The sequence below is a fragment of the Streptomyces sp. NPDC030820 genome (genome assembly GCF_055572075.1).
Genome location: NZ_JBVIEB010000012.1, coordinates 1 through 13,771, shown reverse-complemented (window position 1 = coordinate 13,771; position 13,771 = coordinate 1). Strand labels below are relative to the sequence as shown.

Below are 13,771 nucleotides of genomic sequence, written 5' to 3'. Positions count from 1 at the left end.
GAACCGTCACTTTTTCGGCCGGTCCGCGCCGGTGGTGAGGCCCAGCGGCCGGGCCAGGCCCGAGACCGCCTCGTCCAGCCGCTGCAGATGGCGCAGCACCCGGTCGGTGACCCGGCCGTAGCGCGGGGTGCGCAGAGTTCCCGGCTCCAGCATCGAGGCGATGCTGGGGCCGGTCTCGATCTCCGCCGTGGCACGCGGGTCGGCGACATGCGCGGCGATCGCCTCGATGTTGTGCACGATCCTCCCGCACGTCCCGCGCAGCCGGGGATCCGCCGCGATCGACGGATGCGTCGGCAGCAGCTCGGCCGTGGCCGCGAGCGAGCGCGCGTGGTAGGCACAGGTCTCCAGCAGCGCCACCACGTACCGGGCGGTGTCCCGGCGGGAGCGCAGCGGGGTGATCGGATGGGTCAGCGGCTGGGTGGCCGCGCGCAGGTCGGCCAGCGCCTGGTCCAGATCGCGTGCCTGCTCCACCAGATCGGCGCCCGCCCCGCCGCTCAGCTGGTCCACGGCGGCCCGGGTGACATCGGCGAGCCGGTCCAGGACCGTCACGAGCAGTTCGTTGGTACGGCGGTCGGTGCGGATCGGCAGCACCACCGCCGCCGCGATCACCCCGCAGGCCGCGCCGAGCGCCGTCTCCTCCACCCGCAGCACCAGCACCGCCATGCTGTAGGTGTTCAGCAGCGTGTACAGCAGCCCCAGCATCGCCGTCACGAAGAACGACATCAGCGTGTACGACAGGGGCGCGCTGTAGAACATCGCGAAGATGAACACCAGCACCAGGCCGAACGCCGTCCATGTGTGGTGCCCGACCAGACCGGCGAGCACGATGCCGGCCACCACGCCGAGGACCGTACCCAGCAGCCGCCGGTAGCCCTTCACCAGGATCTCGCCGGTCGAGGCGGTGTTGATGAACACGATCCAGCAGGTCAGCACCGCCCAGTACCAGCGCCGGCCGGACAGCAGCTCGCCGCCCGCGATGGCCAGCGCGGAGCCGACGCCCACCTGGACCGCGGCCCGTGTCGTGGGCCGCATCAGACCGCTCGGTCCCGGCTCCTCCGCCTCGGCCTCCTCGCCCGCCTCGATCGCGGCGTCCTCCGCGTCCAGCTCCTCGCGCGAGCGGGTCGTCGCCGGAGTGTCGTCGGACTCGTCCTGCGGCCCGTCCAGCGCGACCCGCAGACCCAGCGAGGCCCGGGCGGCCTCGCCGAGCCCACGGAAGACGTCCTGCACGGCCGGCGAGGCCTTCGGCAGGTTCTCCTCCTCGCGGTAGCCGAGCAGCCGGTTGCGCACCTGGGCGAGCGCGGTGCCCCGCGCCTCGCCGACCGGCCGCAGCATCAGCAGCCGCAGCGCCTGCAGATCACGGCGCAGCGCCGCCGTGGCCTCGTCCCGCACCGGCAGCTCCCCTCCGGAGGGCAGCACGGCGCCCGGCAGATGCAGGGTGAGGGTGTCGGTCCGCTCGGCGCTGCGCGCGGTGAGCAGCAGCAGCCCGAGCCGCTCGGAGGCGATCTCGGCGTCCGCGACCCGGCGCTGCAGCAGCCGCGCCGCCGCCGCGTCGGAGGTGCCGTCCTCCAGCCGCCCCTGGATCAGCAGCGCCGTCTCGTGCAGCCGCGCGGTGGCGGTGCGCAGACCGTCCAGGACCTTGTCCACGTCGTCCGGTCCGGCATCCAGCAACTCGGTCTGGACGGCGATCAGCTGCGCGAGCCGGGCGCGGAACGCCCGCCGCAGCCGGTCCAGGGTGCCCGCCGGGGTCTGCGGCAGCAGCACGAAGCGCGCGGTGGCGCTGCACGCGAAGGCCACGCAGATGACCCCGTACAGCACGGGCAGCGCCGCGGTGGTCGCGTGCACGAACAGGGAGAGGAAGTAGATCTGAAAGCCGATCAGGCCGAGCGCCGTGCCGCGGTCGCCGAACCGGCGGCTGTAGACGGCACAGAAGATGAGGACGACGAAGAACAGGTCCCCGACGACGACCCACTGGTTCAGCAGTGCGCCCAGCGACACCGACGCCAGTGCCACCGGCAGGCCGAGCGCGAGCGTCACGGCCTGCGCCGAGCGCTGCTTCTCCCGGATGGCGAAGGTCGACACCATCGCCGCCATGGCACCGGCGACCAGGTGGGGCACCGGCACCCGCAGGGCGGCCAGCACGGCGAGGGTGAGCGCGATCGCGGTGACGGTGCGCAGTCCCGCGATGAGCCGGAGCAGCCCGGGATCGGACGCCGCGAGCCGGTCCCGCATGCGTACCCGCCCAGGTCGTCCCGCTGTGCTCACGCCGCCGCGCTCTCTCCCGTGCCGGAAATCGATCTCCGACCCAGCATCGCACGGCGGCCTGAGCTGCCTGTGATCGGCGGTCCTCGGCGATCAGCGGCACATCAGGCGCTGCCGGCGCCCGTGCCCTCCACCCGGGCCCGTACCTGCTCCGGTGACAGATACGCGTCGGTGAACTCGAAGTCCTTCAGCCGGGCCGGCTTGCGGGCCTGGAAGCCGGTGCGGACGAAATCGTCGCCGGCGACCGCGTTCAGCAGCCAGTTGGTCATCACCCGGGTCTTGGCGACATTGGTGCGTAGCGCCGCCCAGTGGTAACCGCGGGCCACCGCCTGGGCCGGCACCCCGCGCAGTTCGATGCCGAGCGGCTTGGACACGGCGTCCTTGCCGCCGAGGTCGACGACCAGACCCAGATCGTGGTGCACATACGGCGTCAGCGGCTGCCCCCGCAGGGTCGCGATGACGTTGTCGGCGACCTTCTTGCCCTGGCGCATGGCGTGCTGCGCGGTGGGCGGGCAGACCGCGCCCGGCTCTCCCTTGGCCTCGTCGGGCACGGCGGCCGCGTCCCCGAGCGCGAACACGCCGTCATGACCCGGGAGGCACATCTCGGCCGTCACCGCCAGCCGGCCGCGGACCGTCTCCGCGCCGAGCGTGGCGATCAGCGGGCTGGCGACCACGCCGGCCGTCCAGATCAGCGTGTGCGTCGGCACCACCCGGCCGTCGGTGAAGGTGACCTCCTCCGCGCCGGCCTTGTCGATCGACACGCCCAGCGACACCTCGATGCCGCGCCGGCCGAGGATCTCCTGCGCGCTGCGGCCGAGCTTCTCGCCCAGCTCCGGCATCAGCTTGGGCGCGATGTCGATCAGATGCCACCTGATCAGGCCGGGATCCAGCCGCGGGTACCGCTGTACGGCGGCGTGCGTCAGCCGTTGCAGACAGGCGGCGGTCTCCGTGCCGGCGTATCCGCCGCCGACCACCACGAACTGCAGTCGCGCCGCCCGCTCCGCCGGGTCGTCGCTGGCGTCCGCGAGGTCGAGCTGCGAGATGACGTGATCGCGGAGGTAGGCGGCCTCGGCCAGGGTCTTCAACCCGAAGGCGTGCTCGGTCAGCCCCGGGATGTCGAAGGTACGGGTCACGCTGCCGGGTGCCAGCACGATGTAGTCGTAGGGCTCGTTGACGGTCTTGTCGGTGATGGTGCGGACGACGCACACCTTGGACCTCAGGTCCACGCCGATCGCGCCACCCGGGATGATCCGGGTGCGGTACTTCTTGCTGCGGCGCAGGCTCAGGGCGATCGACTGCGGCGTGAGCACGCCGGAGGCGACCTGGGGCAGCAGGGGCAGATACAGCTGGTAGGAGTACGGCGTCACCAGGGTGACGTCGGCCTCGGCGGGGGCGAGTTTCCGCTCCAGGCGGCGGACGCACGCGACTCCGGCGAAGCCTGCGCCAACCACCAGGATCCTGGGTCGTGTCACGGTGTTCATCCCTTTCTGCGGCTCCAGGCGGTCCGACTCGACGCCGTTCGCCTGCCCTGGATCGGTGCGCACCACCCTTGATCCCACCGTGCCCCGAGCCGTTCCGCCAGCCGGGTGCGGCAGGCAGACGAACGCGTGGGCACCAGCATGCCCCCGCTGTGGCTGGAGTAACCGGTTGTCGCACAGATACACGTCGTACACCTGCCGCGGTCACCACGGCAGGAACACGTGGATGTCCTTGCCCTCGTCGTCGACGACGACGCTGACCTGCGTGCACAGCGTGTGCACCAGATGCCAGCCGATGCCGCCGCCGCCCGTGCGCGGATGGAAGGGCCGCGGTTCCGGCTTGGTGGTGCTCGTGTCGCGCATCGTCACATGCACACCGTCGAAGGTGCGGCGCATCCGCAGACCGAACGGCCCGGGCGCGTACTGGATCACGTTCGCGGCCAGCTCCGTCACCACCAGCAGTATGTCGTCCCAGTACTCGGGCGCGGCGGGCGGCGCCTGCGTGGCGAGCGCGCAGAGGAAGTCCTCCGCCGCGAGCCGGGCCTCCGTGACGTTGCACAGTTCACCGGCGAAGGAGAAGGTGCGCTCGTACCCGTCCTCCGAGTGCGGTGTGTCGTCCCCACGTGGCTGCGTCGCCATCTCGCAATCCCCGGTCCTGGGCGGTCGGGGGCGTGGCGGTGATCCCCCGGCCAGGACGGCTGTCGGTGCTGATCTCATCCCACGCCTGCGAGTTCCCGCAGCCGGGCGGGATATCCGTCCACCTCGGCTCATCACTCCTGCGGATGCCCCGACCCGGCGGACGGCGTCAGCGGAAGACGTCGTCCGGCTCGTCCCAGTCCGCCGGCTCCTGCGGGAGACGTGCCGCCCGGGACCGCGCCTGGTACATCGCGTCGATCTCGGCGGCGTAGTGCCGCACGATCACGTCCCGGCGCAGCTTCATCGACGGGGTGAGCAGTCCGTTGTGCGGTGCGAACGGCTCCGGGAGCACCCGGTAGACCCGGATGGACTCCGCGCGGGAGACGGTGCTGTTGGCGGAGGCGACGGCCCGCGCGATCTCCTCCCGCAGCGCGTTCTCCTCACGGCTCTCCCGGCCCGGACTGTCGCCCGGGAGTGCCAGGGAGACCCGCCAGTGCGCGAGGAAGTCCGGGTCCAGGGTGATCAGGGCGCCGACACAGGGCCGGTCGTCGCCGATCACGACCGCCTGGTGGACCAGCGGATGCATGCGCAGCCGCTGCTCCAGGGGCGCCGGAGCGACGCTCTTGCCGCCACTGGTGACGATGACGTCCTTCTTGCGCCCGGTGATCGTCAGATAGCCCTCGGAGTCCAGCTGCCCGATGTCCCCGGTGGCCAGCCAGCCGCCGCGCAGCGCGGCCCGTGTCGCCGGCTCGTCGCCGACATAGCCCTGGAACACCGACGGGCCGCGCACCAGGATCTCCCCGTCGTCGGCCACCTGGACCTCGGTGCCCGGCAGCGGCCGGCCGACCGTACCGGACTTCTCCCGGCCGAGCGGCTGCATGGTGATCCCGCCGGAGGACTCGGTGAGGCCGTACCCGTCGTGGACGAACACCCCGATGCCCTCGTAGAACAGGCTCAGTTCGCGGCTGAGCGAGGAACCGCCGGAGGTGCCGCGCACCACCCGCCCGCCGAGGGCCGCGCGCAGCCTGCGGTACACCGTCCGCTCGTACAGGGCGTGCTGCAGCCTCAGCTCGAAGCCGGGCCCCGGCCCGGTGCCCAGCCGGTGCCGCTCCAGTGCCTGGGCGAAGTCCCGCGCGGTCTGCGCGGCCCGCTCGAACAGGGCGCCCCGGCCCGCCTTTTCGGCCGCCTGCAGGAACTTCTTGTAGAGCTTCTCGAACACCGACGGCACGCCGTACAGATACGTCGGCCGGAACGTGGTCAGCGCCGAGGCGAGCGATGCCTCGGTCAGCTCCGGCTCGTGCGCCATCAGGACGCCGCCGCGCACGCACATCAGCATGATCATGAGGCCGTACACGTGCGAGAACGGCAGATAGGCCAGAACGGAGGGCTGTTCGCCCGGCGGGGCCGCAGTGTGCCGCCAGCCGGCCAGCAGTGTGTCGCAGGGGTAGGCGAGGCCGCGATGGCTCAGCGCGCAGCCCTGGGGACGGCCCGAGGTGCCGGAGGTGTAGACGACCGCCGCCGTGGCGTCCGGCAGCACGATCCGGCGCAGCGACTCCACCGTGGTGTCCGGCACGACCGTGCCCTGCTCGACGAGTTCGGACAGTGCGCCCGCGTCCAGCTGCCAGACGTGGGCCAGCCGCGGCAGCCCGGTGCACACCGTGCCGACGGTCATGACGCCCTGCTCGTCCTCCACGACCACGGCCACACACCCGGCGTCCCGCAGGATCCACTCGACCTGGTCCCTTGAGGAGGTCGGATGGATGGGCACGACCTCGGCGCCCACGGCCCACAGCGCATGGCTGAACACGGTCCACTCGTAGCGGGTGCGGGACATCAGGGCCACCCGGTGGCCGGGGGAGATCCCGGCGGCGATCAGCCCCTTGGCCAGGTCGACCACCTCGTCGCGCAGCTCGACGGCCGTCACCTCCTGCCACACGGTGGCGGCGGAATCCGCGCGATGGGCGAGTACCGGCAGGGTGGGACTGCGCTCCGCGGTGTCGAAGACGCTGTCGGCGAGGCCGCCGGTGAGCGGCGGGGCAACGGCGGGAGCGAGGGCGACGTCGCGCATGCGCTGCTCCTGGATGTACAGAGGGTCACCGCCGATCGGCTCAGTGTCGGCGGTGCTCGAATGTAGCCCAGGTAACCGCGTTCGGTGCCGGGAACGGGGAAGTCGTGATCGACTGATGATGTTGGCGTGTCCTGGGGACTCGGCAGACATGAGTCATGTGAACCCTGATCCGGAACCCGAGCGGACCACCGGGCTGGAGCCGGGTGGCTCGGTACCGCCCGGCGAGACACCGCCCGCCGAGAGCAGCATGCCCGAGGCCGGGCCCCGCGAGACGCACAATCCGCCCCGGGGCTGGGCCAAGGCGCCGCTGACGCTGATCCTCGTGCTCGTCGCCCTCGTCGCGCTGTTCTTCCTGGCGTACGCCCTGGTGCTGATCGTCTGACCACGGGCGGTCAGCCCTGGGTACGCCGGACGCATTCGGTGACGACCTCCCGCAGGCCGCCGCCGTGCTCCAGCAGTCGGCGCTGCTCGCGCGCCCCGTTGCCGCGCCGCAGCAGCTCCGCGACGCCCTGTTCGGCTCGGTCCGCGTCGCCGGCGGCGGTGAGCGCGTCCTGGGTGTACGTCAGCAGCGACCGCAGCACCTGCGGGGCGGGTTCGGGCCGCATGGCCGCCGGGTCGAGCAGGTTCTCCTCCAGCCCGAACCGGGCGGCCTGCCAGTCGGCGAGCCGCAGCAGGCTCACGCTGTGGCCGGGCGCCGGCCGGCCCGCCCGCCAGTCCCGCGCGGCCGTCTCCACGAGCGCTCGGGTCAGCGTCGCGATCAGCATGGCGGTGTCCGCACCGAGACACACGTCCGCCACCCGGATCTCCACGGTGGGGTAGCGGGCGGACAGCCGTGCGTCGAAGTAGACCATCCGCGTGTCCAGTACGGCACCGGTGGCCACCATGTCCGCCACCCGCCGGTGATACCGCTCGGCCGACGCGAACGGCTCGGTCGGGCCGGCCGACGGCCAGCGGTTCCACACCTGGCTGCGATAGCTGGCGTAGCTCGTGTCCCGTCCCTGCCAGAACGGCGAGTTCGCACTGATCGCGCGCAGTACCGGGAGCCATGGGCGGATCCGGTCGAGGACGGCGATGCCCTCGTCGTCGGACTCCACGCACACATGCACATGGCAGCCGCACACCAGCTGCTCCCAGGTCGGTATGCCGTAGTGCTCGGCCAGCCACTCGTAGCGCTCGTTCACGCTGAGGGAGGGGCTGACCGGCAGGGGGGAGGTGGCCAGCGCCGCGACCGCGCAGCCGAGCTCCCCGGCGTGCCGCGCCGCCTCCTTGCGGCAGCGCACGATCTCCTCGCCGAGGTCCGCCATGTTCACCTGTGGATGCGTGGCGAACTCCAGCATCTGCCGGAACAGCTCCTTCTCGAAGACGTCCTGCCCCGGATCGTCATGGGCGACCCGGGCGAGGACGGCCGCCGCCAGCGCCTTCGGTTCGCCGCTGTCCGGGTCGACCAGAAGGAGTTCCTCCTCCACTCCCACGGTGCGCACGTGGTGCCACCTTCCGTGTCCATGCCATGACGGGCAGTCGAGGTTCTACGCCCCCCGACTGCCCCTGGGCGGGCCGCCGACACCTGTGGTTTTCAGTGCTCCGGTGCCAGCCAGACCGTGGCGAGCGGCGGCAGTGTGAGCTTCAGGAACCCGTCCTCGGGCTTCAGCAGCCCCTTGTCGCCGACCCCGCTGCCGCCGTAGCGGACGTCGTCGGTGTTCAGCTCCTCCTGCCAGGCGGGGATCTCGTCGGGGACCCACAGCCGGTAGTCGTGCCGCACCACCGGGGAGAAGTTCGACACCGCGAGCAGGGGGGAGCCGTCGGCGGCGAAGCGCAGGAACGCGAAGACGTTGTCGTCCGCCGCGTCGCACAGCACCCACCGGAACCCGCCCGGATCGGAGTCCCGCTGCCACAGCGCCGGCGTCGCCCGGTACGCGGTGTTCAGGTCCCGCACCAGATCCTGCACGCCCCGGTGGTCCCCGGCCGAGTGGTAGTCGTCGCCGAGCAGCCACCACTCGGGGCCGTGGCCCTCCGACCACTCCGCACCCTGGGCGAACTCCTGCCCCATGAACAACAGCTGCTTGCCCGGATGGGCCCACATGAAGCCCAGATAGGCGCGGTGGGTGGCCCGCCGCTGCCACCAGTCGCCGGGCATCTTCGACACCAGCGCCTGCTTGCCGTGCACCACCTCGTCGTGGGAGATCGGCAGCACGTAGTTCTCGCTGTAGGCGTACACCATCGAGAAGGTCATCTCGTTGTGGTGGTACTTGCGGTGCACCGGCTCCTTCTGGACGTACTGCAGCGAGTCGTGCATCCAGCCCATGTTCCACTTCAGCCCGAAGCCGAGCCCGCCGCTGTCCGTCGGCCGGGTCACCCCGTCCCAGGCGGTGGACTCCTCCGCGATGGTCACCACGCCCGGGCAACGCCGGTAGACGGTGGCGTTCATCTCCTGCAGGAAGGCGACCGCGTCCAGGTCCTCCCGCCCGCCGAACACATTCGGCTCCCACTGGCCGGAGTCCCGCGAGTAGTCGAGGTAGAGCATCGAGGCGACGGCGTCCACCCGCAGACCGTCGATGTGGAACTCCTGGCACCAGTACACCGCGTTGGCCACCAGGAAGTTGCGCACTTCCGTGCGGCCGTAGTCGAACTCGTACGTCCCCCAGTCCGGGTGCTCGGCGCGCGTCGCGTTCCCGGGCTCGTACAGCGGATCCCCGTCGAACCGGGCCAGCGCCCAGTCGTCCTTGGGGAAGTGCGCCGGCACCCAGTCCATGATCACCCCGAGGCCGGCCCGGTGCAGCGAGTCCACCAGGTACCTGAAGTCGTCCGGGGAGCCGAGGCGGGGCGTCGGCGCGTAGTACGAGGTGACCTGGTAGCCCCAGGAGCCGCTGAACGGATGCCCGGCGACCGGCATCAGCTCGACATGCGTGAAGCCCATGTCCTTGACGTAGGCGGGGAGTTCCTCGGCCAGCTGTCGGTACGTCAGTCCGGGCCGCCAGGACGGCAGATGGACCTCGTACACCGAGAACGGCGCCTGGTGCACGGGCGTGTCGCCCCGGTGGGCCATCCACTGCGCGTCGCCCCACTCGTACCGCGAGACCGCGACGACCGACGCCGTGTCCGGCGGCGCCTCCGTGCACCGCGCCATCGGGTCGGCCTTGAGGAACCGATGGCCGTAACGCGACGTGATCTCGAACTTGTAGCGGGCGCCCTCGCCGATCCCGGGCAGGAACAGCTCCCACACACCGGACGCGCCCAGCGACCGCATCGGGTACTGCGTGCCGTCCCAGTACGTGAAGTCCCCGGCCACCCGCACTCCTTGGGCGTTGGGCGCCCACACGGTGAAGCGGGTGCCGGTCACGCCCTGGTGCGTCATCGGCTGGGCACCGAGCGCCTGCCACAGCTGCTCGTGCCGGCCCTCCCGGATCAGATGCAGGTCCAGCTCGCCCAGGGCGGGCAGGAAGCGGTACGGGTCGTGCACCTCCTGCTCGGTGTCGTCGTAGGTGACCAGCAGCGTGTACGACGGGATCTCCGGGTAGGGCAGGACGGCCGCGAAGAGACCGTCGCCCTCCGAGCGAAGGGGGTTGCGCATCCCGTCGACCACGACGCTCACCGCGCGCGCGTTCGGGCGCAGGGCCCGGAACAACGTGCCGCCCGGCACCGGATGAGCGCCGAGCAGGGCGTGCGGATCGTGGTGGGCGCCGCCCAGCAGCCGGCCGCGATCGGCCGCGTCCAGGGGCAGGGCCGCGGCCGGCGCGCGGCCGGCGGCCTCCGGGAGCGAGGTGTCGCGCAGAGCCATGACGTCATCCTCCCCACACGGCGAGCCGCTTGATCGCCGCCATCGGTACCGGCAGCCAGTCCGGCCGGTGTCTCGCCTCGTACAGCACCTCGTAGACCGCCCTGTCCGTCTCGTGCGCGCGCAGCAGCGCGTGCTTCTTGCGTGGATCCCAGCCGGCGCGGGCCGCGTAGCCCGCGCAGAACGCCTCCCGGCAGCGGCGCGCCCATTCGGGTCGCCAGGGGCGGCGCTGCCGGGCCGCGTAGTCGAAGGAGCGCAGCATCCCCGCCACGTCCCGCACCGGGGACTGCGGGACCTGCCGCTCGGCGAGCGGCCGGGACGGCTCGCCCTCGAAGTCGATGACGAACCAGTCGCGGCCGGCCTGCAGCACCTGCCCGAGGTGCAGATCCCCGTGGATGCGCTGCGCGGGCGGCCCGGAGTCACAGGTGGCGAGCGCCCCGAACGCCGCCCGCAGCCCCGGCACGAAGGGCAGCAGCCCGGGCACGGCGTGCGCGGCCGCGTCCAGCCGTGCGCACATCGCCTCGGCCGTATGGCCGTTCTCGCTCGGCCCGGCCGGCGGGAACGCCTCGGCCAGCGCGAGGTGCACCTCGGCCATGGCCCGGCCCAGTGCCCGGGCCTCGGCGGTGAAGTCGTCGCCGGCGGCGAGTGCGCGCAGCGCCAGCGTCCAGCCGTCGGTCGCGTCCGGCAGGAAGGGCTGCAGCACGCCGAGCGTGGCCGGCTGCGGCGCGGTCGTACCGAACCAGGCCACCGGTGCCGGTACCCGGGTGCACCCCTGTGCGGCCAGCGCGGCCGTCACCTCCAGATCCGGGTTGACCCCCGGCTGGATCCGGCGGAAGACCTTCAGGATGTACGCGTCGCCGTACACGATCGACGAGTTGGACTGCTCGGCGTCCAGCAGGCGCGGCGGCAGACCGCCGGGCAGGTGGGCGGCCGGGTCGGCCTCGAACCGCAGCGGGCCGGCCGTGCCGGGCTGCCGCAGCCGCTCCAGCAGCAGGTTGGCCGAGCGCGGGTCGTGCAGCGCGTCGTACACCGCGAGCCCGGCGAACGGGCCCTGTTCGGCCCGCCCGATATAGGCCCGCTCCAGTCGTGGGTTGAGGTGTTCGCGCAGGCCGAGCAGCAGTTGGTAGCAGTCACCGGGCGGGGGAGTGCCGCCCGGTGCGGGCACGGGCGCGTGCGAGGCGTGCACCAGCAGATGCAGACATCCCGGGAACAGCTCGGTCAAGGAGAGCGCTGTCAGATCGGTGACGGGCCGGTCCTTGCCCGCGAACCAGCGTTGCCTCGGCAGCCATTGGCGCAGCAGCTCGCCCAACGAGACCAGCGGCCCGTCGAGGCCGACCGCGGTTCTCGGTCGGTCGGTGATGGTCTTCGGCATGGTGACGCGTCCTTTCCTCGGCGCCGGTCGTTCAGCGACGGCGGCCGATGCGGGATGCGACTCGGGTGAGCCGGAACCAGTAGAAGCCGTGGCCTTGCAGCGTCAGCAGGTAGGGAAGTTCACCGATGGCGGGGAAACGCACCCCGCCGATCAGCTCGACCGGGTGCCGGCCGTCGTAGGCCCGCAGATCGAGCTCGGTGGGCTGGGCGAAGCGGGAGAAGTTGTTGACGCACAGCACCAGGTCGTCGCCGTACTCGCGCAGGAACGCCAGGACCGCCGGGTTGGAGGACTGCAGTTCGGTGAACGAGCCGAGACCGAAGGCGGGGTTCTGCTTGCGGATCTCGATCATGCGCCGGGTCCAGTGCAGCAGCGAGGAGGGCGACGACATCGACGCCTCGACGTTGGTGACCTGGTAGCCGTAGACCGGGTCCATGATCGTCGGCAGGTACAGGCGTCCCGGATCGCTGGTCGAGAAGCCGGCGTTGCGGTCGGGGGTCCACTGCATGGGGGTGCGGACGGCGTCGCGGTCGCCGAGCCAGATGTTGTCGCCCATGCCGATCTCGTCGCCGTAGTAGAGGATCGGCGAGCCGGGCAGCGCGAGCAGCAGCGCGGTGAAGAGCTCGATCTGGTTGCGGTCGTTGTCGAGGAGAGGCGCGAGGCGGCGGCGGATCCCGATGTTGGCGCGCATCCGCGGGTCTTTCGCGTACTCGGCCCACATGTAGTCGCGCTCTTCGTCGGTGACCATTTCGAGGGTCAGCTCGTCGTGGTTGCGCAGGAAGATGCCCCACTGGCAGCCGGTCGGGATGGCCGGGGTCTTGGCGAGGATTTCCGAGACCGGATAGCGGGATTCACGTCGTACGGCCATGAAGATGCGCGGCATGACCGGGAAGTGGAACGCCATGTGACACTCGTCGCCACCGGACTGATAGTCCCCGAAGTAGTCGACGACGTCCTCCGGCCACTGGTTGGCCTCCGCCAGCAGCACGGTGTCCGGGTACATCGCGTCGATCTCGCGGCGGACCCGCTTCAGGAACTCGTGGGTCGCCGGCAGGTTCTCGCAGTTGGTGCCCTCCTCGGCGTAGAGGTAGGGGACCGCGTCGAGCCGGTAGCCGTCGATCCCGAGGTCCAGCCAGAACCTGAGGGCCGCCAGGATCTCCTCCTGCACCGCCGGGTTCTCGTAGTTGAGGTCGGGCTGGTGGGAGAAGAAGCGGTGGAAGTAGTACTGGCCGCGCACCGGGTCGAAGGTCCAGTTGGAGGCCTCGGTGTCGACGAAGATGATCCGGGCGTCCTCGTACTGCTTGTCGTCGTCGGCCCACATGTAGTAGTCGCCGTACGGACCGTCCGGGTCCCGCCTCGACTCCTGGAACCATGGGTGCTGGTCGCTGGTGTGGTTCATGACGAAGTCGATGATCACGCGCATGCCGCGCTGGTGGGCGGCGTCCACGAACTCCACGAAGTCGGCGAGGTCACCGAACTCGGGCAGTACGGCGGTGTAGTCGGAGACGTCGTAACCGCCGTCCCGGAGCGGTGACTTGAAGAACGGCGGCAGCCACAGGCAGTCCACGCCGAGCCACTGCAGATAGTCGAGCTTGGCGGTCAGACCCTTCAGGTCGCCGATGCCGTCGCCGTTGCTGTCCTGGAAGGAGCGGACCAGGACCTCGTAGAAGACGGCCCGTTTGAACCACTCCGGATCCCGGTCCTTGACCGGCGTGTCCTCGAAGGTGTCGGGTACGGGTTCGTTGACGGTCATGAGGCCGCGGGCCCTTCGTTCTGGGGCGTCGACTGCCCGACGTGGAGCACATGCGCCGGCGCGCTGCCGGGCGTCAGGCGCACGTAGTTGGTCCTGCCCCAGTGGTACGTCTCGCCCGTCAGTTCGTCGTGCACGGACAGGGCGGAGTTCCAGTCCAGGCCGAGCTGCGGCATGTCCAACGAGACCGAGGCCTCCTGGGTGTGGTGCGGATCGAGATTGACGACCACGATGACCGTGTCGGTACCCGTGCTCTTGCTGTAGGCGAGCACGGCATCGTTGTCAGTCTGGTGGAAGCGGAGGTTCCGTAGGCGCTGTAGCGCGGGGTGCTGCCGTCGGATGGTGTTGAGCCTGGTGATGAGGGGCGCGATGGTACGGCCCGCACGCTCGGCCGCCGCCCAGTCCCGCGGCTTGAGCTGGTACTTCTCCGAGTCCAGGT

The 13,771-nt window shown here is 71.2% G+C and carries 10 protein-coding genes; 1 reads left to right on the top strand and 9 read right to left on the bottom strand.

The annotated features are described in order from the left end of the window. Positions 1–6: 6 nt before the first annotated feature. From ACZ418_RS29830 to ACZ418_RS29815, 4 genes are all read right to left on the bottom strand, one after another. On the bottom strand, positions 7–2,229 hold the full coding sequence (locus ACZ418_RS29830; protein WP_468369608.1) for an FUSC family protein: 2,223 nt from the start codon (positions 2,227–2,229) through the stop codon (positions 7–9). Positions 2,230–2,363: 134 nt separating this feature from the next. After that, the gene (locus ACZ418_RS29825) at positions 2,364–3,740 is read right to left on the bottom strand and encodes an NAD(P)/FAD-dependent oxidoreductase (RefSeq protein ID WP_468369605.1); all 1,377 of its coding nucleotides are present in this window, start codon (positions 3,738–3,740) and stop codon (positions 2,364–2,366) included. Positions 3,741–3,941: 201 nt separating this feature from the next. Next, entirely contained in the window at positions 3,942–4,376 is a 435-nt protein-coding gene (locus tag ACZ418_RS29820; RefSeq protein ID WP_468368989.1) for an ATP-binding protein, read from the bottom strand. Positions 4,377–4,542: 166 nt separating this feature from the next. Then, complete coding sequence (locus ACZ418_RS29815; RefSeq protein ID WP_468368986.1) at positions 4,543–6,441, bottom strand: AMP-dependent synthetase/ligase; 1,899 nt, start codon at positions 6,439–6,441, stop codon at positions 4,543–4,545. 148 nt (positions 6,442–6,589) lie between these two features. Between ACZ418_RS29815 and ACZ418_RS29810 the strand changes: the two genes are divergently transcribed. Beyond that, complete coding sequence (locus ACZ418_RS29810; protein ID WP_468368984.1) at positions 6,590–6,823, top strand: DUF6480 family protein; 234 nt, start codon at positions 6,590–6,592, stop codon at positions 6,821–6,823. A 10-nt stretch (positions 6,824–6,833) separates the two neighbouring features. Here the strand turns inward: ACZ418_RS29810 and ACZ418_RS29805 are convergent, their stop codons facing one another. The 5 genes from ACZ418_RS29805 to ACZ418_RS29785 form a co-directional block, all read right to left on the bottom strand. Continuing rightward, the gene (locus tag ACZ418_RS29805; RefSeq protein ID WP_468368981.1) at positions 6,834–7,922 is read right to left on the bottom strand and encodes a glutamate--cysteine ligase 2; all 1,089 of its coding nucleotides are present in this window, start codon (positions 7,920–7,922) and stop codon (positions 6,834–6,836) included. A gap of 92 nt (positions 7,923–8,014) precedes the next feature. Then, complete coding sequence (glgB, locus tag ACZ418_RS29800) at positions 8,015–10,216, bottom strand: 1,4-alpha-glucan branching enzyme (protein WP_468368978.1); 2,202 nt, start codon at positions 10,214–10,216, stop codon at positions 8,015–8,017. A 4-nt stretch (positions 10,217–10,220) separates the two neighbouring features. Continuing rightward, positions 10,221–11,585, bottom strand: a complete 1,365-nt coding sequence (locus tag ACZ418_RS29795; RefSeq protein ID WP_468368976.1) for a maltokinase N-terminal cap-like domain-containing protein — start codon at positions 11,583–11,585, stop codon at positions 10,221–10,223. 31 nt (positions 11,586–11,616) lie between these two features. Next, positions 11,617–13,335, bottom strand: coding sequence for a maltose alpha-D-glucosyltransferase (gene treS / locus ACZ418_RS29790; protein ID WP_468368974.1), 1,719 nt, complete (start codon positions 13,333–13,335; stop codon positions 11,617–11,619). Next, on the bottom strand, positions 13,332–13,771 hold a 440-nt coding region (locus ACZ418_RS29785), incomplete at its 5' end, for an alpha-glucosidase C-terminal domain-containing protein (RefSeq protein ID WP_468368971.1). The genes treS and ACZ418_RS29785, both read right to left, overlap by 4 nt.

Bases quoted from the DNA above. Each gene is read 5' to 3' on its own strand.
- glgB (WP_468368978.1), bottom strand. From the start codon at position 10,216: ATGGCTCTGCGCGACACCTCGCTCCCGGAGGCCGCCGGCCGCGCGCCG.
- ACZ418_RS29810 (WP_468368984.1), top strand. From the start codon at position 6,590: ATGAGTCATGTGAACCCTGATCCGGAACCCGAGCGGACCACCGGGCTG.
- ACZ418_RS29820 (WP_468368989.1), bottom strand. From the start codon at position 4,376: ATGGCGACGCAGCCACGTGGGGACGACACACCGCACTCGGAGGACGGG.
- ACZ418_RS29825 (WP_468369605.1), bottom strand. From the start codon at position 3,740: ATGAACACCGTGACACGACCCAGGATCCTGGTGGTTGGCGCAGGCTTC.
- treS (WP_468368974.1), bottom strand. From the start codon at position 13,335: ATGACCGTCAACGAACCCGTACCCGACACCTTCGAGGACACGCCGGTC.
- ACZ418_RS29815 (WP_468368986.1), bottom strand. From the start codon at position 6,441: ATGCGCGACGTCGCCCTCGCTCCCGCCGTTGCCCCGCCGCTCACCGGC.
- ACZ418_RS29795 (WP_468368976.1), bottom strand. From the start codon at position 11,585: ATGCCGAAGACCATCACCGACCGACCGAGAACCGCGGTCGGCCTCGAC.
- ACZ418_RS29830 (WP_468369608.1), bottom strand. From the start codon at position 2,229: ATGCGGGACCGGCTCGCGGCGTCCGATCCCGGGCTGCTCCGGCTCATC.